Origin of the sequence: Paenibacillus sp. Root444D2 (genome assembly GCF_001426375.1) — a bacterium.
In the GTDB taxonomy this organism is placed as follows: Bacteria; Bacillota; Bacilli; order Paenibacillales; family NBRC-103111; genus Paenibacillus_E.
The window spans coordinates 533210-552722 of the sequence record NZ_LMEO01000050.1 but is presented as its reverse complement, the minus strand read 5'-3'; the positions used below and the strand labels follow the sequence as shown (position 1 = coordinate 552722).

Here is a 19513-nt window from a genome sequence, read left to right as displayed (position 1 = left end):
ATTTTCGCAGATGCATGGTACAAGATTGATCCAGACCCGCTGATATTTTTTTATTTACGGGCATATTTAAACCCTCCATAATCAATGATCACGATCTGGCCACCCCGCCTTAACCGGATGTTCGGTGCATATGGTTTATTATAGTGACGTATCCCTTTCGAAGGAATAATTCCATTTGCCCGAAACGTTTTTACCAATTTCATAAGTTTTAGTTTATAGTTTGAAGAAACTGGGAATTTACGATCATATTTTTTCATGGCAATCCAGTGATATTCTTTATGGTACTCTTTAATCTTAGCTACATATTTTTTAATCGGTTCCAATAAGGAATAATAAATATTTACTTCAATACGGTTACAATTAATCCCTTTTTTCGATTTGGCAATCTTTATAACATAACCGTTACCTAAATCGTACACAATTCGCGTTCCACCAGAGCCAATCCGTTTCTTCCCTTTTATTTTTCGCTTAATGGTATCGTCCAGTTTAATTATGGTGATCCCTCATTTCTAACATGATGATTATTGGTCAAATTAGTATATGTCAAGAGTTACGGATTCGCCATGAAATTCGATCCTCTCGTGGGTGTAGTCGATGCATTCGCTGAGAATAAGATAGCTGAACGTGCTTATTTGTTCAAATGGCTGTGGCAATGGAGGCATTAGCAAGGTACGAGTGCTTATTGTGCGTTCTTGAGTCTAGTAAGTTAGGAAATGCAGCAGATAAGCACGCACTGTGGTCTTATCTCGCTAAATACCGCAAAGTTGGCGGCAATAAGCACATTTAGCTTGCCTATACTGTTGTGGAGCGATCGAGGAGTTATCCCAGCTGCCTCACGCGGAGATAAGGGGACGTCAACCCGCTATTCTAGCAAAAAGTGTCATTACAGCGAGGGTGAGGGAACTACAGGGCGCTTTTGCTGTTTGAGGGGAAATTTAGCTCTTGTAAAGTTAGACTAAACAGTTTTTGCTAATGGTAAAATATAGCTATCATAATTTCGAAGGTGGACTGAAACTAAATGAAGCAGAAAATAGAATATAACAATCTAATTCCAATTAATGCTTATCTTTGGTGTCCCAAACCGTATCTGCAGCCTCTTCATTTTCATTCCAGCTTGGAAATGGGCTATTGCTTGGAAGGCAAAGGGCAATTTGTTTTTGAAAATAAGCAGTATAAGGTTAGCAAAGGTGATGTATTTATTGTCAATAATACGGAGCTGCATATTGCACAATCCGCTCAGCATGATCCGAGCCGATATATTTTTGTTAATTTTGATCCTAGTCTCTTCCTTGAAGAAGATGAAAAATTATTGCTGCCATTTGCTTATCGTTCTGAGAGATTTGAGAATCATATAGCAGCTGGGACAACGCTTGCCCAAAAAATAGGGTCATTAATTCAACAGATTTATGAGGAGCTGAACGCGAAAGCTGAGGGTTATATTACGATTTCCCGCTGTAAATTGCTGGAGCTGGGTGTTACACTGCTTCGCCATTACAGGACTGCTTTTAGCAACGAGCAATGGCTAAAGATGTCCAAGTCACAGCGTGAGATCAAAGAAATGATGATATTTGTCAAAGAACGGTTTCTTGAGCCTCTTCAGCTTACAGATGTTGCTGCTCATCTAGGCTGGAGCAGTGCGCGGACAAGCCGCCTGTTTAAGGAGCATACAGGCAGCAGCTTTTTGAATTATATTACACAGCTGCGCATTAGCGAAGCAAGGAAACAACTTGTCACTAACCTCGATAGTATCGCAAACATTAGTTTTTCCAGCGGGTTTCAGAGCTTGGCGTCCTTCTATCGAGCCTTTAACTCTGTTGTTGGTATGTCGCCTCAAGAATACCGTAAACAATTTGGCGTTAAGCAATTATTTTGAGAATTATGAAGGAAATTGAGAAGATTCGCTAGAGCTAAATCCGTATAATCAGCTTAAAATCTTACATTAAAGGTGGTTTTACGATGGCTGGCTGGGAGCGATTAAAGGATATTGTACATTTGGAAATTATACAAAGGGGAGAAGAAGGCTGCGATGTAAGCGGGTTTCATGACAAATGGGCCACAGCTGGAGAGGATGAAACGAAGCTGATGGCGGTATATCATCAGTTGATGGAGCTTGAAATTAGTGGTGATTTCCCATATCGAGAGCCTTCAGATTTGCCTAGTATACTTGCCATGCGGCCAGAAGGACCGCGAAAACTAACGACGGATAAATCTGAAACTGAATGGCTCAATCAATTTCAAGGTGCGTGGCTCGGCCGGAGTATAGGGTGTGCCTTGGGGAAACCGCTTGAGAACCGTCAATTTATGGATGGCAGCGGAGGAAGAGCGGGCTGGAAAAATATTGAGCTCTGGTTCAAAGGGGCAGATGCTTGGCCCATTCGCGGATATACCCCAGGGAGTTCGCGGGCGTCAGCCCAGTACGATTTGAAAGTGAATGATTGGTGTCAGAAAAGCTGGAAAGAACATATTCAGTCTATGGAATCCGACGATGATATTCGTTATACCGTGTTAGGCTTAATTCTTTTAGAGGAAAAAGGATTGGATTTTGATAGCTGGGATATTGGCAAGCTGTGGCATAAGTATCTGAGCTATCAGCAAGTGTGTACAGCTGAGACGCAATCTTATTTGAATTTCGCTCAGGTAACCTCCCATATGCAAGGTGAAAAAACGGAGGACTGGGCACAGAAGAGTGAATGGGTGCGAACCTGGTTAAATCCGTATCGGGAGTGGATTGGAGCTCAAATCAGAGCCGATGGCTTTGCCTACGGCGCGGCGGGAAATCCAGAACTGGCAGCTGAATTAGCTTGGCGGGACGCTTCCTTTTCCCATGTGAAGAACGGTATTTATGGAGAAATGTTTGTGGCAGCCATGATTGCAGCGGCTTTTAACGAAACCGATAATGGACGTATTGTAGAAATTGGACTTAGTGAAATTCCTAGAGATAGCCGACTGGCTCACGATATTCGACAAGCCGTAGAAATTGCGCGCAGTGCTGCTGACCAATTGGATTTAGTTGATCGAATCTGGGAAGCGTTCAAGCACTATCATTATGTCCATACCAATAATAATGCAGCCTTAGTTGCTGCGTCGCTGATCTTTGCTAAGGACGATTTTGAGATGGCTATTACGACAGCGGTTCTAGGCGGTTGGGATACCGATTGCAACGGAGCTACTGTTGGGTCGATTATGGGCGCGAAGCTAGGGGCTGATAAGCTTCCGGCCTATTGGGCCGAGCCGCTTCACGATACGTTATACGCAGAAGTGACAGAATTTCATCCGATTGCGATTACGGATTGCGCTAAGCGCAGCTATGAGGTGTTTAAGAAGATATCTACCGAATATGCTGCTGGAAAGAAGCTTTCATAAATGTTAAGACTGGCCTAATGGGCTGGTCTTTTTTATTTGCCAGACCTTATCCAGCTATTCACTACTTTAAAGGGGAGTGAAAGGCTCCCGAAATCAATGGATCGGCAGCCTCCTTAAGCATTTGGGCAGCTCCCCTGAGAGGCTTCAGATTAAGCGGATTCCTTCAAATACATTATTTACAAGATGTTGCACGTAGGAATCGTCCAATTTTTCACCAGTTACCAGCAAGCGATAGAAAATCGGCCCGTAAATGAGATCCGTGCTTAATTCGATATCGAGATTTTTCTTCAATTCCCCGCGCTGAACCCCCTGTTCCATAAGACGCCTTGCCTCAAGCCGGCGAGGTTGGAAGTATCGCGTCCGATATGCCTCCGCCAATCCTGCATCAGACTGCCCTTCGCCTAATAACTCCGTAATGATTTTACCCTCCCGACTTGCCAAAAACCGGGTTAAATTTGTGGCATGAATCAGAATATCATCGAGTACTGTTCCCGTGTCAGGCACGGGCAGTCTTGCCGAGGCAGCATATAGAAATCCATCCATCACCACAGCAGCCTTGTTAGGCCACCATTTATAAATCGTAGCTTTGCTAACCTTGGCACGATCAGCAATTTTTTCTACTGTAACTGCTCCAAAGCCATTTTCCAATAATAAATCATAGGAAGCGGTAAGGATAGAGTTTTGCGTTTCAACATTACGTGGCCGTCCTCTTTTGCCCTGCACCAGAATCCTCCCCTTTCGCATAAATAAACTAGAAAATATAAACTATACGTTTAGTATACTGATTTTTAAATAAAAATAAAATCCATTTACAAAACTATACGTTCAGTATATTATTTAATTATAATTATTGAACTATACGTCTAGTATCTATTTTATAWTGACAGTGCTTAAAAGATAGGTGCTGCAGAACACTAAGAAATTCAATTACGAGGAGGATTATCATGCAAAGTGAACAAGTGATGAAAGGCAACCGGATTTCAGGTTGGATGATGTTTCTGTTGGCAGCCGCTTGCGGTCTTATCGTTGCCAATCTTTATTATGCTCAAACCCTTGTAGGACCTATCAGTGTCTCTACGGGCATTTCTTCCACAGCAGCAGGATTTATTGTCACTTTAACACAAATCGGTTATGTTGTTGGGCTGCTGTTTATCGTACCGCTCAGCGACATTATTGAAAATCGGCGCCTCACGGTAGTATCGCTAATGGTTACAGTCGGTGCCTTGCTAGCTGCCGCATTCGCCCCCAATGCGCCGTTATTCTTGACAGCGTCTCTATTTATTGGAATTGGATCTGTGGTAGCCCAAATATTGGTGCCTTATGCTACCTATTTAGCGTCTGAAGAGCAGCGCGGCCGAGTAGTCGGAAATGTGATGAGCGGCCTCTTGCTCGGGATTATGTTTGCACGGCCGGTGGCAAGCTTGTTAACGAGCATCTGGGGATGGCAAGCCGTATTTGTTTTGTCGGCGATTGTTGTCACGCTATTGACGGTTCTATTGTCGCGTATTCTTCCCGAGCGCAGGCCTACCCCTTCGGTAACCTACGGTAAACTAATTGTCTCTTTAGGCAGCCTTTTAAAACAAACGCCTGCATTGCGACGCCGTGCCCTATATCAAGCTTGTTTATTTGGAGCTTTTAGCCTTTTTTGGACGGTCGTTCCTTTAAGATTAGCGAATGATTTCGGAATGTCACAACAAGGTATTGCATTGTTTGCTTTAGTAGGTGTGGGTGGTGCGGTAGCTGCGCCGATTGCCGGGAGATTAGCGGATAAAGGATGGAGCAAATGGTTAACCGGGCTGGCCATGATCATTGCCGTCTTGTCTTTTTTGCTAATCTATCTATTTCAAAGCCATTCAACTTTTGCTCTCATACTGCTCTTTCTTTCCGCGATTACACTTGATATGGCCGTGTCGGGAAATCTTGTACTTGGACAGCGTGTCATTTATTCATTGGGAAGAGAAGCAAGAGGCCGTCTTAACGGGCTTTTTATGTCTATTTTCTTCGTTGGCGGAGCCATTGGTTCATCTTTGGGCGGTTGGTCTTATGCATACGGGGGCTGGAATTTCGCCTCTATTATTGGAGTCGTCTTGCCTCTTTTAGCTTTGCTTTACTTTCTTACCGAAAAAAACAAAACCGAAGAAATCAAATAACGGGAAACGAGGCTGCCGGGAATGTTGGGCAGCCTCGTCAAACGTGAGGTTAGTTGAAACAATAATATTTTATTGTAAAACGATAAATCGTATGGTAAAGTCAACTTAATATTAAATAAGTGAGGTGCTTTTTATGAAACGAGGAACAACACTCTTTTTAAAGATAGCTGTTATTCTTATTGGAATTCCTGTTCTTGCTTTGTGCATATTTTTAGTGCCTGAGATAGGGAATTTTGCTGTAGAATTGTATCCAGATATTGCTTATATAAAATATCTCTTTTTAATTGATTTGTATGCAACGGCGATACCTTTTTACTTTGCTCTGTATCAAGCTTTTAAACTTTTAAGCTATATTGACAAGAACACAGCTTTCTCGGAATTATCTATACGAGCTTTAAAGAATATAAAATACTGTGCAATCACAATCAGTAGCTTGTATGTTGTAGGCATGCCGCTCTTTTATCTCATTGCGGAGAAAGACGATGCCCCAGGTATCATAGTAATCGGACTGGTTATGATTTTTGCCTCCATGGTGATTGCTGTTTTTGCTGCTGTTCTCCAAAGGCTTTTAAAAAATGCCATAGATATAAAATCAGAAAATGACTTAACGGTCTGAGGTGAATAACATGGCAATTATAATCAATATTGATGTGATGTTGGCTAAAAGGAAAATGAGCGTAACAGAACTTTCGGAGAGGGTTGGAATCACAATGGCTAACCTTTCTATATTGAAAAACGGTAAGGCAAAAGCGATTCGATTATCCACTTTAGAGGCGATTTGTAAGGCTTTAGACTGTCAGCCTGGCGATATTTTAGAATACAAAAGTGACGAATATTAGAGGGAGGTATGACCATGGACAGTAACAATCTAATTATTGAAAATATGGCTAATCCTCGAGAGCTGGAAAAAATGTTTAGAAAAGAACCCGAAGCTTTTAAAAAATCATTCTCCTACGCCTGGGAACAGAACCCAGATTCGAAGATTCTTGCCGTTTGGTATGAAAGATTGCATTTCAAGGAGACGGTACATACAGAAAAAGCTTCCTTGCTTCAGAAAGATTTCTTATCCATGGGGATTTTAGCAATTCTGTCCGGGATTAGCACAAGGATACTTTTCCATTTTGTCGAACAGCAAGAAATAGCTCCAATTAACCTTGTTTTTGGAATCCTTCCCTTTATCGCTATCTTTTTTATAACCAATAATACCCCGAAAAAAAAGGTTCTGTACACCTTAGCATCGTCATTTCTAATCTCCGGTTTTTTTCTAAATATGTTGCCATTAGAGCATAAAGATAGCATTATCCTAGCTTATATACACCTACCCATATTCTTATGGGTATTAGTAGGGCTTGCCTTTACAGGAAATGAATATGGCAGAGGCAGGATAAGATTAGCCTATCTTAAATTTAATGGGGAATTTTGCATACTCTACGCCAGCATGGCAATTAGCGGAATGCTGCTAACAGGTTTAACTATGCAGTTATTTAGATTTGTCGGCATGGATATATCTGAATTCTATTTTAAAAATGTCGTTTTATTTGGTGCTGCTGCTCTCGCTATTGTGGCTACATACCTGGTATCAAGGAACCTTAAACTTGCTAAAAATATAGCACCATATATAGCCAAAATTTTTAGTCCTCTTGTAATGGCAACATTGTTGGTCTATCTTATTACGGTTATTTGGGTCGGGAAAAATCCATTCTTGGACCGCAATTTCCTCCTATCCTTCAACGGAATACTCCTTAGTGTATTGGCTGTCACCATATTCTCCATTACCGAAAGCGGCACAGACGAGAAAAAGAACATTTCTGATTTTATAAATTTTGGCCTAATTGTTCTTGCTCTTATCATTGACAGTGTGGCTTTATCAGCCATCGTGTTCAGGCTTTCTTCTTATGGGATTACTCCCAACAGACTTGCTGTTCTAGGAGTAAACATACTGATCTGGGCCAATCTAATTTGGATTATGATCGCCTATATGCGTTTTCTACAAAACAAAACCGGACCTTCCAACATCCAAGATGCCGTCACTAAGTATTTGCCGGTCTACGGACTTTGGGCAGCTTTCGTTACCTTTACTTTTCCTTTAATTTTTTATTAGAATAGTCCAACAAGACCAAAATCCATAGATGCTTGGGTTAGAGAAGAAGGAAGATTAAGGTCTTATAGGTATATAAAGAGTGAGTATCTTTCGAAATCCTCTATATAAACAGATAAAGGAGCTTGCCGCGGCAAGCTCCTTTGTTGTTGATCTCTTACTGTCTTCTGAAGACTAACCTGATTACGGACGAAGTACACAGGGAAGCGAATACTTACCTGATGATAACAGCACTATCCATTCCGATTTTACAATTTCTCTCTCCTTAATTTTCAATTTCAAAATTCTTTAGGCTTCTTTGACAGTTGCCTTTATCACATTTACTTTGGACTTTTCCTCTGAGGTTTCTGCAACATGTTTGATAAAGAAGGAAAGCAGTAATCCGATGAGGCCGATCCCAACAATAACGAGATATGCATCATTAATACCCTGAATGGATGCTTCCATAATCATGTGCTTTTGCGTTGCCCCATCTGCCCCGCCTGTCGCCATTATTTCCTGAAGATGAGTTTTGGTACGATTCGTCATCACGGTCACGAGCAAAGAAGTACCTACGGCTCCGGCCACTTGCTTGATGGTATTGGAAATAGCTGTACCATGCGCATTAAGTCTGGCTGGCAACTGATTTAAACCTGCTGTGGTAATAGGCATAAGGAGCATGGCCATGCCGAAGCGGCGCCCCGTAGACATGAGGACCAAATAGGTATAGCTGGTTGAGTCCGTTAAGTTAATAAAGCCAATGGTAGTGGCGATCGTAATGGCCATTCCAACGATGGAAAGCCATTTCGCGCCGAACCGATCGAACAGCCTCCCGGTGATCGGCATCATGAAGCCCATCAGGAGCGAGCCGGGGAGCATCAGCAAGCCGGACTCAAGAGCAGTAAAGCCACGGGCATTCTGAAGGTACAGCGGAAGCAGCATCATATCCGCATACATCACAATGGTAACTGCGATATTAATGATGGTAGTTAAGGAGAACATGTTGTATTTGAAGGCTCGGAGATCGAGAAGCGGATTTTGAGAAACGATTTGCCGCCAAGTAAACAAGACGAGGGCAAGGATTCCCGCAATAATAGATACAAGCACCTCCGCACTTGACCATCCTTGGCTGCCGGCTCGGCTGAAGCCGTACAGCAGGACACCGAATCCGACGGTGGAAAGGGCGACGCTGGTAAGGTCAATTTTGGCGTAGACTCGCTCCGACACGTTTTTTAGATAAACATAGCCGCAAATGATAACAATGATAGTAAACGGAATCATGCCGTAAAACATGGTCTCCCAAGGATAATTTTCCAGAATATAACCGGCAAGAGTAGGTCCGATCGCAGGTGCGAAAATAATGGCGAACCCGACCAAGCCCATGGCGGCTCCTCTCTTATTGGGAGGGAATAGCGTTAAAATAACATTCATGAGCAGCGGCATAATAATCCCGGCACCGGCTGCCTGAATCAGACGCCCAGTCAGCAAAACGGGAAAGTCGGTTGCGATGGCCGATATGATCGTTCCGGCAAGGAAAATCCACATCGAAGTTTGAAAAAGCTCACGTGTAGTAAACCGCTGCATTAAAAACGCTGTGATCGGAATCAGAACACCGTTAACCAACATGTAGCCTGTTGTCAGCCACTGGGCAGTTGCAGCCGAAATGTTAAAATCAACCATTAATTCCGGAACGGCAACGCTCATGACCGTTTGATTTAGCGTCGCAAGAAAGGCACCCAAAATCATAATGAACAAGATCGGTCCCTTTTTTATCGAACTGCTTTTTGATTCTAAACCTTTACTCAACTTAGTTCATCCTTTCATGTCTATCAAATAAATTTACAATATGTTATATAATAAACAAACTGTAAATTAAATTATATCCAGAAACATGTTGTTTACAAGCGACAAACTTTGACGAAGTGTAATTTAGTATACATGGAAATCTTTTTTGTAGTTTATCTTGAAAAAATACGACGTAAATTCCGGAAATTGTAGCTTACCGGCTCAACCCTTTTTTTCGCGTTTGGAGCAATCCCGAGGGACATGGAAGAGGATGGGTCTAACGTGGACTAAATTTACAGTTTGTAATATAATTTACATAATATAAAATAGATGTAACTTGCTAAATAAAGGAAAAGAAAGGGATATATGAATAATAGAACATCCCGCACCGATCCCCGCATACTCCGCACACGTCAATTGCTTAAAGACGCTTTTGTGGAATTGCTTCAGGAAATGGATATCGAGAAAATTTCGGTAAATCGCATCGCAGAACGCGCTACCATCAACCGAGTTACCTTTTATCTTCATTATCGGGACATTCCGGATATGCTGGAGAAGATGGCGGATGATATGATCGGGGACATTAATGGAATTTTGAACTGTGCGCCTGGGAATCAGAATTCCACAGAAGAAGAGGATTGGCCGCTACTTGTGAACTTGCTTGAACATATTGCCGAACATGCTAAATTTTATAAAGTTATTCTCGCGTCGAAACGTACCCCGATCTTTACGGAGCGGTTGTTAAAGCTGCTGACGGAATTGGTAACCGCAAGAGTAGAGAGAATGGGGAACGAATCCTTCCTTTCTACAGTAGGTATTCAAAAGGATATTGCCATTTGGTACGGATCTTCAGCCTTGATCGGTACAATCGTAGCTTGGCTTCGTAAGGATATGCCGTATACGCCGCTTTATCTTGCCAAACAATTTACTTTGCTTCGTTCTCAATAAACTATATGGATAAAGTGAAGACCTGCTGATGAGAAATATCAAGCAGGTCTTTTTGTATGCTAAAAGTCCTTCCTACAAATTTTACAATAAAAACAAAATAGACAAAATACATATAAAATGTTTACTTTAGAAATATTGTGTGCTATAGTTCAAATCAAGCATTTGAGAAGGAGAGGCGAACTGAATGCACCAGTCTAAACAAATTATTTTAACTATTATCATTGCATGTCAACTTATGGTTGTACTCGATTCATCCATCATGGTAACGGCGCTGCCTGAAATCGGTCGTACACTTCATATATCGACAACCAGTTTGACATGGTTACAAAATGCATATATTTTGGCCTTTGGGGGTTTCTTATTGTTAGGTGCCCGGGCGGGGGATATCTTGGGGAGAAGGAGAATGTTTAGTGTTGGTATTGCATTATTTACGCTTGCCTCAATAATGGTTGGATTAGCTCAATCAGCGGAATTTCTGATCATTACTCGTGCATTACAAGGCCTTGCGGCAGCAATAGCAACACCATCTACGCTCGCATTATTGTCGGTGACCTTTGTAGAAGCCAAAGAACGTACGAAAGCGATCGCCATATACAGTGCTGTATCAGGAGCAGGCGGCAGTATTGGACTCATCCTTGGCGGAGTACTGACGGACTTAATTTCTTGGCGCGTAGGGATGTTTATCAACGTACCCATTGGAATTGCCCTGCTCATTATGGTGCCACGATATTTAAAGGAGACGGAGAAAAACTCGGGGCGCTTTGATATAAAGGGGGCATTGACATCTGTAATCGGAATTACTGCACTGGTATTTGGTTTTGTACAAGCGGCAGCTCATGGCTGGGGTAATATAGAGACATTAATTTCACTTATTGTTGGTGTTATATTGTTAGTGGCATTTGTGTTTATCGAAGCTCGTGCGAAACAACCCATTACACCGCTTCGTTTGTTTTCGAGCCGTCAGCGGTCAGGGGCATATCTCGGAAGATTCCTGTTTTTGTGTGGTAATTTTTCATTGTTTTTCTTTATCCCGCAATTTTTACAAAACGTTCTTGGTTTTAGTTCTTTTGAAGCTGGGCTCGCATTTCTGCCTTTTACGAGTGTGCAGTTCGGGATGATGTATCTTATGCCTTGGTTGGTAACCCGGTTTGGAAATTTAAAAGTGCTAATTGCCGGTTTGATCATTGCGATTATAGGTACGAGCTGGTTGAGCCAAATCTCAGTAGATTCACAATTCTTTCCGCAAATCTTCGTTCCGTTGATCATCATGGGGATGGGCGCTGGGATGGTATTTCAACCATTAACATCTTTTGGTCTGTCTGATGTTGATTCACGTGATTCGGGTGCCGCGTCAGGTCTTATCAATGTCGCACAACAAACGGGTTGTTCGATGGGTTTAGCTATTCTTATTACGGTCTTTGAGACCGTAAACCGATCAGAGTTACCATTAAAACAACAATTTGCACATGCTATTTCTGTTTCCATAATGGGTTCAGTTGTATTTATTACAGCGGCTCTTGTTGTTGTGCTTCTCTGGTTTCTCCCAGCGCGTAGTACAGTTAAAGAACCAGCCTCTAAAGCTGCTTAATATAGATTCTCTTCTTGTTGACATCCACTTATCCCCATGTTATATTTCATTATACAGTTCAGTCGTTTAGCAATTAGTTATTTAGAAGATCCGGGCTAAAGTAATAAGGATACGTAAGTATCTATTTACTTTTAACGCGATCTTTTTTTGTTTTTTATTGTAATAAAAGCAACAGACAATCAAAGATCAGGTTTGTCATCCACGCTTATTCATCAAATGTAAACGTTATCTAATATTGCATTAAAGCGATGCTTTGGATCCAAAAAGTATAAAATAAGATCTTTAGGAGGCGATCCAATGACGAGTCCAGAAAAGACATCTTTTCCAATCGGTAAATTGTCTATGTTATTAGCCGTTTTAAGGGATCATTCATGGAATGAAGCTGTTGAAAATGAGTTGAAAGAAAAAGGCTATCGATACGTTGTAGGTAAAGTTGGAGCGATGGATTTAAACAAAGTTATCGCAGCCATAGAAACGACGGCTAAAAACAATCTAATTATTAATAAAGATATTTATCACGAAGTGCACGCTTTATACCACGCTATCATTGAAGCTCTTCAAGGTGTTGGCAGAGGAATGGTACAGTTCGGTGATATATTACGGACCGTTGGGCTGACATTCTCCATTGTTCGCGGTAAGTTAGGTGAATCTTCTGAGCAAAGCGGTGAATGGATCGCGGTATCTATTTACGGAACCATTGGTGCTCCTAAAAAGGGTTTTGAGCATGAAGCCTTTGGCTATGGATTTAATCATATTTAGCTATTTAGTGATGAATGACCATTCTTTGCACATGAAACAATGGAAGTGAATTTAATAATAAACCAGGCTATTAGTAATTTTAGTGATTTAGGAGCCGATACCTTATTTGGTATTGGCTCCTTTTTTATATTTTCATACGAGGAGAGATCATGATGCAGACATTGAAGACAGAAATCCTAGTAGGTAGCGGAATAACACTAACATTAAAAGATGTAATTGAAGTCTCTCGAAACAAGGCTAAGGTGGCTTTGAACCATACAAGTGTGGAAAAAATGAATCGCAGCAGAAGTTATGTGGAAAAGCTTCTTCGAGAGAAAAAAACGGTTTATGGACTTACCACCGGATTTGGTAAATTCAGTGATACTTATATTTCAAGTGAAGATACAAAAGAGCTCCAGGAAAATCTCATTCGCAGTCATGCTTGCGGAATAGGGCAAGCATTGCCAGTAGAAGTCGTTAGGGCGATTATGCTGCTTCGAATCAAATCGCTTTCGTTAGGTTACTCGGGCATCCGGCTTGAGGTTGTCCAAACGATGATCGAGATGCTGAATAAGGATGTCGTTCCGGTCGTACCAGAGAAGGGTTCGCTCGGTGCCAGTGGCGATTTGGCTCCATTGTCGCATGTAGCTTTAGTCATATTTGGAGAAGGTGAGGCGGTTTACAAAGGTCGGCGTCTAGATGGCGGAGTGGCTATGAAAATGGCGGGCATTCAACCGATATCTTTAGAAGCTAAAGAAGGACTTGCGTTAATAAATGGAACCCAGGTCATGACCGCGGTCGGGGCAATAGCCTGTTATGACGCTTTGAATTTGGCGAAATGGGCGGATGCGACGGGAGCTCTGAGTTGTGAAGCATTATTGGGAATCAGGGACGCTTTCGATGCGCAAACGCATGAAATTAGACCACATAAAGGCCAACTGCAGGTTGCCGAAAATATGAAAAGACTGACAATGGGAAGCCAATTGATGACAAATCAAGGAGAATTAAGAGTGCAGGATGCGTACTCCCTTCGCTGCATACCGCAGGTTCATGGAGCAAGCCGTGATGCGATTTCTTATGTATTGGAAAAAATTGAGGTGGAAATTAATTCAGTTACTGATAATCCACTCATATTCGAGGAGCAAGAGAGGGTAATTTCTGGCGGCAATTTTCATGGGCAACCGATCGCATTAGCTATGGACTTTTTATCCATCTGTATGTCAGAATTGGCCAACATCTCCGAGAGAAGGATCGAGCGCTTAGTCAATCCGCAGTTAAATGGTGATCTACCTCCCTTTTTGACAAAACATGGAGGTCTTCAATCCGGGTTTATGATTGCCCAATATGCTGCTGCTTCGGTGGTTTCCGAAAATAAATCTTTGGCTCATCCAGCTAGTGTCGATTCCATTCCATCTTCAGGCAATCAAGAGGATCACGTAAGTATGGGGACGATCGGGGCCAGAAAAGCGAAGCAAATTGTAGAAAATGCTTACTCCGTTATCGCTATTGAGCTTTTATGTGCTTCTCAAGCTATTGATTATCGTAATCCCGAGCATCTGGGCAAAGGGACAAAGTGGATTTATGCCAAGTGCCGCGAACAGGTACCGTTCTTGGAAAAAGATAGAGTGCTGTCTTACGACATCAAAAAAATAACTTCCATGTTACAAGGGACAGATATTGGGGTTGAAATTTCACCGATAACAACTATTCAATAATTAAAGCAAAAAATCCAGCCCGTTATCGTTAATAGGGCTCGATTTTTTGCTTTTCTAGTATTATATATGGCTATAAGGCATTTTCGGAACAAGGATAGAGCCGATGAAGTAAAGCAGTGTGACGGTTCCAAAGCTGCATAGAGCAGAAAAAACTACGATTAGGCGAATGATGGTTGGATTAACTCCGAGCCATTCTGCAATACCTCCGCAAAGGCCGGTTAATTTACTGTCTGTAGTGGATCTGAATAATTTGTTCATTATATAAATCTCCTCTCAAATATAGGCATTTTGTATGTCTGCTTCGTTCTTATGTCTTTATTGTAGCTTCTTTGAGCTTCTACGAAAACGGACCGCCGACGGTTATGGTAGCTGTACTAAAGTCGGGGAAGCTCCACTACTTAAGGGGAGTACAGGCTTTATCGATTAGGGAGTGAGACAAAGTCTTGTCTCATCCGAACGTGACAAGCATGTAACGTTTCCCCTCTACCGTGAATCAGTTTGCCGCACGCGGCAGCGCCGAAAGGGTAGATTTTACGAACGGACCGCGCTATGCTAAGGAAGTCGAGACGTTTCCGGACGCTTTTTTGCGATATACATTTTTTAACACAAGATTGGAGATATTTAGTTTATGGACTTCGAAACGATTTATCGCACGTATAAGCATTTACTATTCTCAGTGGCTTACCGGATGCTAGGCTCTGTGTCAGACGCGGAAGATATGATGCAGGATCTGTTTACCTCCCTGCAAACGTTAGATTCGGATAACATCACCAACCTGAAATCTTATTTAGTCAAAATGATGACCAACCGCTGCCTGAATTACTTGAAATCGGCTCGCAAGCAAAGAGAAATTTACGTTGGTTCTTGGCTGCCCGAGCCGCTGATGATGGCAAACAACGATGATCCCATGGGACAAATCGTTCAAGACGAAACCATTTCTTATGCTTTCCTTGTATTGCTGCAAGAATTATCATCTGTGGAGAGAGCTGTGTTCGTGCTAAGAGAAGTGCTTGGCTATGAGTACGCAGAGGTCGCAGACATGCTAAATAAAACTGAAATCAATTGCCGTAAAATCTATAGTCGAGCAAAAGTGAAAGTCAACCAAGCAAAGGAGCGGAATGTTGGAGGAATCGGGGATTCAGAGCCGCTTGTAAAGAAATTTATGCATGCTGTACATACGGGAAACTTTAAAGATTTTGTCTCCTTGCTAACCGATGATGCCGTGCTGATATCTGATGGCGGTGGAAAAAGACGAACAGCTCTCAATACCATATTCGGCAAGCAACGTATTCTGAGCCTCTTCGAAGGTATTGCAGCAAAAGGCTCGCTGAAGGGGCAATGGAAGCCTATTCTCATCAACGGTCAAACTGGACTTGTTCTCGTAAAGGATCAAATCGCTGACATGGTTATTTGTTTTGATATGGATGAGAAACGGTTGCAAGCCAATCAGGTTTTTCAGATTTTGAATCCTGATAAACTTCAACATATTTCTTCCGTGCTGAATTGTCACAAATTTCAGGACTTATTTGTCTTATAGAGGCAAACCTAAATTAATCGTTACGGAGGAGATTCAAATGGAAGTTAGATTAACGTATAACAAAGTAAATCCAGAAGCATTGCAAACGATGCTGAAGCTGGAAGGTTTTATTAAAACAAGCGGTTTAGATGCAAAGTTATATGAGCTTATCAAAATAAGAGCGTCACAAATCAACGGTTGCGCTTATTGCATCGACATGCATACAAGGGATCTGCGGAACATGGGTGAAACACAGCAAAGGATTAATTTACTCACTGCATGGCGCGAAGCTCCCTTTTATTCCGACAAAGAAAGAGCATTGCTGGAGTTGACAGAAACCGTGACCCGAATCTCGGAGAATGGTGTACCACAAGCCGTTTATGAGAAAGTGCGGGAGCATTTTGATGAAAAGGAATATGTGACGCTTATCATGGCGATCAATACGATTAATGCTTGGAACCGTATTGCCATTTCTACCGGAATGTTCCCTGCTGCCGAGTAAAAAGAATATGGTCCGATGAAATCCGCCTAAATGGCGGATTTTCTTTATCTGCCAAATTTTCTCAAAATGTACGAGTTGAACTACGCGAAGCAACTATAGTATATTTTAAGAATCATTCGAAGGTCTTTTGGTGCCTTTCGGTGTTAGGGGAGGTCATCATGAGGACGAATACATTCATTAGCATACTGCAAAACGAGCTCGTTGTTGCTCTTGGCTGCACAGAGCCGGTAGCGATTGCCTTAGCTGCGGCGAAGGCTAGGACTTATGTGGATGGCACTATTGATAAAATTACGGTTTATGCAAGCGCAGGTATAATCAAGAATGCACTTGCAGTTGGTATACCCGGTACTGGCCTGACAGGGATCGATTTTGTCGCTGCGTTAGGTGCAGTTGCCGGTAATGCGGAGAAGCAGCTAGAAGTGCTTGCCGATATTAAGCCCGAAGATATTTCAGTGGCGCAGAATATGGTGGAACGAGGGATTTCTGTTGTCCATCTCGCCGATACACCAAAGAAATTATATATTGAGGTTATTATTGAAGCAGAGAAAAGGTACGCGAAGGTTGTTATTACGGATAATCATACGAATATAACATTGATAGAAGTAGACGGGCAGATCGTTGACATGGGAGGCTGTGCCAACGCGAGTTTTAAGAGTTCCAAAGAAGATCGAAGCGAGCTAACGATTGATTCGATTGTGGATTTCGTGAACACGGTGGATCTTGCGGACCTCGGTTTGGTCAAGCAAAGTATTGAGCTAAACCGTAAAGCAGGATTAGATGGTTTGGAACATGCGTACGGTCTCGAAGTCGGTAAAACGATTAAAGAAAATGTGCAAAAAGGTATTCTGTCCGACGATTTAATCTCTCATGCTATGGCTCTTTCAGCAGCTGGATCGGATGCTCGCATGGCGGGATCCTCGATGCCGGTTATGGCAAATTCGGGAAGCGGAAACCAAGGCATTGCAGCGACGAATCCTGTTGTAGCGGCGGCAGAAAAGCTTGGCGCCTCTGAGGAGAAACTCATTCGTGCCGTTGCGCTAAGCCATTTAATCACCATTCATATCAAGTCCAAGTTTGGGCGATTATCCGCATTATGTGGGGTCACCGTATCCGGTACGGGTGCAAGCTGCGGCATTACCTATCTGCTTGGTGGAGGGAAAACGGAGATTAAAGCGGCGATCCAAAACATGCTCGGTAATGTATCCGGGATGATGTGCGATGGAGCAAAAGGCGGCTGCGCTATGAAAGTAGCGACCTGTACGAGTGCAGCGGTACAATCTGCGCTTCTCGCATCAAAAGGGATGACTATTTCCTCGACGAATGGATTTATCGAAAATGAAGCAGAGAAAACGATCGACAACTTTTGCCGTATAGGTAATGAAGCAACATCTGAGATTGATAAACTTATTCTCGAAATGATGTTGAATAAAGACATATAGAACTGTTGTAGTAAAAATGAAGGAAGGCTGCCGGTGCATCGGTGGCCTTTTTGTAGTTTAGCGGCATGATGAGTATCGGCGAAGAAAACCAATCTCAACAAACCAAAAGAATTTATTTGGTTTGTGGTTTGGGTCCAGGTTACGGAACCTATGTAACTGCGGCATGTACATCTTGATTAGTCGAGTTAAATGCCATGGATTAATAGATTTACATAACCTTTAGATCGAATTAATACACATCACACATTTTTTAGATAGATTGGAAGTGTGGTTATCTCAATAAATAGTAGGAGGTATCTGTTCGATGAGCCTTGATGAGACAAGTAAGAGCATGAGCAGGAGGGATTTTATTAAAGTCGGTGGAGCGGGTGCGCTGGCGATCACTCTCGGATCGGCGGGTGTTCCCGCCAAATTGTTTGGCGGAGGAAAGGTACAAGCCGCAACCAACGACAATGTGAAGCTGCAATTCAACAACGACGGAAAGTTCAAAATTGTCCAGTTCAACGACATGCAGGACGACGAGCATATCGATCGGCGGACTGTGGAGCTGATGGAGAAAGTGCTTGACGCTGAAAAGCCGGATTTTGTCGTCCTTAACGGTGACAACATTAGCTCGGGCTGCAATACGGCGATAGAGATGAAGCAGGCAATGAACAACATTGCCCAGCCAATGGAGCAGCGCGGAATCAAATGGGCTGTAACCTTCGGGAATCACGACGAAGACTCGACTCCGAGCGCTGGTCTGGGCGAAGAGGATATGCTGCAATTTTATATGGCGTACAAACACAATGTGAACCAGCCCGGAGAACGAGGGATTACCGGGACGGGGAATATCAATCTGTTGATCCAGTCCTCCAAAGGGTCGAAGGCGGCCTTCAACCTCTGGCTGCTGGATAGTGGAAGGTATGCGCCTCATACGATAGCTGGGCAAGACTTCGAAGGATATCCGGTCTGGGACTGGCTGCGGTTCGATCAAGTAGCGTGGTATTACGAAACCTCCAAAAAGCTGGAGGAGAAACAGGGTTATAAAGTGCCTTCGCTTATGTTCATTCATATCCCTCTCTGGGAGCACCGATTCATGTGGTACGCAAGCGTGGACGGAAGGTCCGAGGCTGACCATGCAAGGGCCGTCGGCAAGCACCAGATTGTGGGGGAACGGAATGAAGATGAATGCCCTGGTCCGATCAATAGTGGCATGTTCTCAGCAATTCAGGCCAGAGGCGATGTCAAAGGCATCTTTTGCGGCCATGATCACGTCAATACGTATCACGGCAACTACTACGGCGTGTTGCTGGGCTATGCCGGAAGCACTGGCTTCGGTGCTTACGGTTTGCCCGGCGCAGATCGGAATCGTCTGCGTGGTGCCCGGGTATTCCAGCTCGACGAACACGCCGAGAACGTTCTTGTTGATACCTTTATGGTGTTCGCCAAGGACTACGGCATCGATCTTACCGCGAACGACCAAAGTTCAGAGCCTGCTCCGATCCCGGAAAATAAGAAGCAGGAAAAGATTATGAAGTCTTAGCCAAGCGATGCGGCTAGCGCACAAGACATCCGTTGAGTCTAGTACGTATGAGAGTCTGCTTGAACACGAAGTGCAACCATAACAAAGAGCTATCCCTCGGGACAGCTCTTCCGTGTATACCCTGGCATCATTCCTATCATTTTTTTATTGGGGCTCTTAGGTTCTTA

Annotated in this window: 18 protein-coding genes; 14 read left to right on the top strand and 4 right to left on the bottom strand. The window is 42.9% G+C overall.

The features are described 5' to 3' along the window. Positions 1-50: 50 nt before the first annotated feature. The gene (locus ASD40_RS29840; RefSeq protein ID WP_057306759.1) at positions 51-419 is read right to left on the bottom strand and encodes a hypothetical protein; all 369 of its coding nucleotides are present in this window, start codon (positions 417-419) and stop codon (positions 51-53) included. 599 nt (positions 420-1018) lie between these two features. Between ASD40_RS29840 and ASD40_RS29835 the strand changes: the two genes are divergently transcribed. Both ASD40_RS29835 and ASD40_RS29830 read left to right on the top strand, forming a co-directional pair. Next, positions 1019-1873: an AraC family transcriptional regulator gene (locus ASD40_RS29835; RefSeq protein WP_057306758.1), complete on the top strand. Its 855-nt coding sequence runs from the start codon at positions 1019-1021 to the stop codon at positions 1871-1873. 83 nt (positions 1874-1956) lie between these two features. Next, positions 1957-3363: an ADP-ribosylglycohydrolase family protein gene (locus tag ASD40_RS29830; protein WP_057306757.1), complete on the top strand. Its 1407-nt coding sequence runs from the start codon at positions 1957-1959 to the stop codon at positions 3361-3363. A 144-nt stretch (positions 3364-3507) separates the two neighbouring features. Here the strand turns inward: ASD40_RS29830 and ASD40_RS29825 are convergent, their stop codons facing one another. Continuing rightward, positions 3508-4086: a TetR/AcrR family transcriptional regulator gene (locus tag ASD40_RS29825; RefSeq protein WP_057306756.1), complete on the bottom strand. Its 579-nt coding sequence runs from the start codon at positions 4084-4086 to the stop codon at positions 3508-3510. 221 nt (positions 4087-4307) lie between these two features. Between ASD40_RS29825 and ASD40_RS29820 the strand changes: the two genes are divergently transcribed. The 4 genes from ASD40_RS29820 (at position 4308) to ASD40_RS29805 (ending at position 7614) form a co-directional block, all read left to right on the top strand. Further along, a complete protein-coding gene (locus ASD40_RS29820; protein WP_057306755.1) occupies positions 4308-5513 on the top strand; it encodes an MFS transporter in 1206 nt (401 codons plus the stop codon). Positions 5514-5646: 133 nt separating this feature from the next. Then, the gene (locus tag ASD40_RS29815) at positions 5647-6129 is read left to right on the top strand and encodes a DUF2975 domain-containing protein (protein ID WP_057306754.1); all 483 of its coding nucleotides are present in this window, start codon (positions 5647-5649) and stop codon (positions 6127-6129) included. A gap of 10 nt (positions 6130-6139) precedes the next feature. Then, on the top strand, positions 6140-6352 hold the full coding sequence (locus tag ASD40_RS29810; protein ID WP_057306753.1) for a helix-turn-helix domain-containing protein: 213 nt from the start codon (positions 6140-6142) through the stop codon (positions 6350-6352). A 14-nt stretch (positions 6353-6366) separates the two neighbouring features. Then, the gene (locus ASD40_RS29805; RefSeq protein ID WP_057306752.1) at positions 6367-7614 is read left to right on the top strand and encodes a DUF4153 domain-containing protein; all 1248 of its coding nucleotides are present in this window, start codon (positions 6367-6369) and stop codon (positions 7612-7614) included. 285 nt (positions 7615-7899) lie between these two features. Here the strand turns inward: ASD40_RS29805 and ASD40_RS29800 are convergent, their stop codons facing one another. Continuing rightward, the gene (locus tag ASD40_RS29800) at positions 7900-9336 is read right to left on the bottom strand and encodes a DHA2 family efflux MFS transporter permease subunit (protein ID WP_082562573.1); all 1437 of its coding nucleotides are present in this window, start codon (positions 9334-9336) and stop codon (positions 7900-7902) included. 405 nt (positions 9337-9741) lie between these two features. On the opposite strand from ASD40_RS29800, the gene ASD40_RS29795 reads away from it, so the two are divergent. From ASD40_RS29795 to hutH, 4 genes are all read left to right on the top strand, one after another. Next, positions 9742-10323 (top strand): TetR/AcrR family transcriptional regulator, encoded by a 582-nt coding sequence (locus ASD40_RS29795; RefSeq protein WP_057306750.1) that lies wholly within the window; start codon positions 9742-9744, stop codon positions 10321-10323. Positions 10324-10507: 184 nt separating this feature from the next. Further along, on the top strand, positions 10508-11911 hold the full coding sequence (locus ASD40_RS29790) for an MFS transporter (protein ID WP_057306749.1): 1404 nt from the start codon (positions 10508-10510) through the stop codon (positions 11909-11911). Between the two features lie 297 nt (positions 11912-12208). Next, a complete protein-coding gene (hutP, locus tag ASD40_RS29785; protein WP_057306748.1) occupies positions 12209-12670 on the top strand; it encodes a hut operon transcriptional regulator HutP in 462 nt (153 codons plus the stop codon). Between the two features lie 152 nt (positions 12671-12822). Further along, a complete protein-coding gene (gene hutH / locus ASD40_RS29780; protein ID WP_156390251.1) occupies positions 12823-14364 on the top strand; it encodes a histidine ammonia-lyase in 1542 nt (513 codons plus the stop codon). A gap of 60 nt (positions 14365-14424) precedes the next feature. Here the strand turns inward: hutH and ASD40_RS29775 are convergent, their stop codons facing one another. Then, positions 14425-14622, bottom strand: a complete 198-nt coding sequence (locus ASD40_RS29775) for a PspC domain-containing protein (RefSeq protein WP_057306747.1) — start codon at positions 14620-14622, stop codon at positions 14425-14427. A 370-nt stretch (positions 14623-14992) separates the two neighbouring features. Between ASD40_RS29775 and ASD40_RS29770 the strand changes: the two genes are divergently transcribed. The 4 genes from ASD40_RS29770 (at position 14993) to ASD40_RS29755 (ending at position 19346) form a co-directional block, all read left to right on the top strand. Further along, positions 14993-15901 (top strand): RNA polymerase sigma-70 factor, encoded by a 909-nt coding sequence (locus ASD40_RS29770; RefSeq protein ID WP_057306746.1) that lies wholly within the window; start codon positions 14993-14995, stop codon positions 15899-15901. Positions 15902-15938: 37 nt separating this feature from the next. Further along, the gene (locus ASD40_RS29765) at positions 15939-16382 is read left to right on the top strand and encodes a carboxymuconolactone decarboxylase family protein (protein WP_057306745.1); all 444 of its coding nucleotides are present in this window, start codon (positions 15939-15941) and stop codon (positions 16380-16382) included. 158 nt (positions 16383-16540) lie between these two features. Then, positions 16541-17821 carry an L-cysteine desulfidase family protein gene (locus ASD40_RS29760; protein WP_057306744.1) on the top strand — a complete coding sequence of 427 codons (1281 nt, stop codon included), beginning with the start codon at positions 16541-16543 and terminating at the stop codon, positions 17819-17821. A gap of 304 nt (positions 17822-18125) precedes the next feature. Then, positions 18126-19346, top strand: coding sequence for a metallophosphoesterase (locus ASD40_RS29755; RefSeq protein ID WP_057306743.1), 1221 nt, complete (start codon positions 18126-18128; stop codon positions 19344-19346). Positions 19347-19513: the final 167 nt, after the last annotated feature.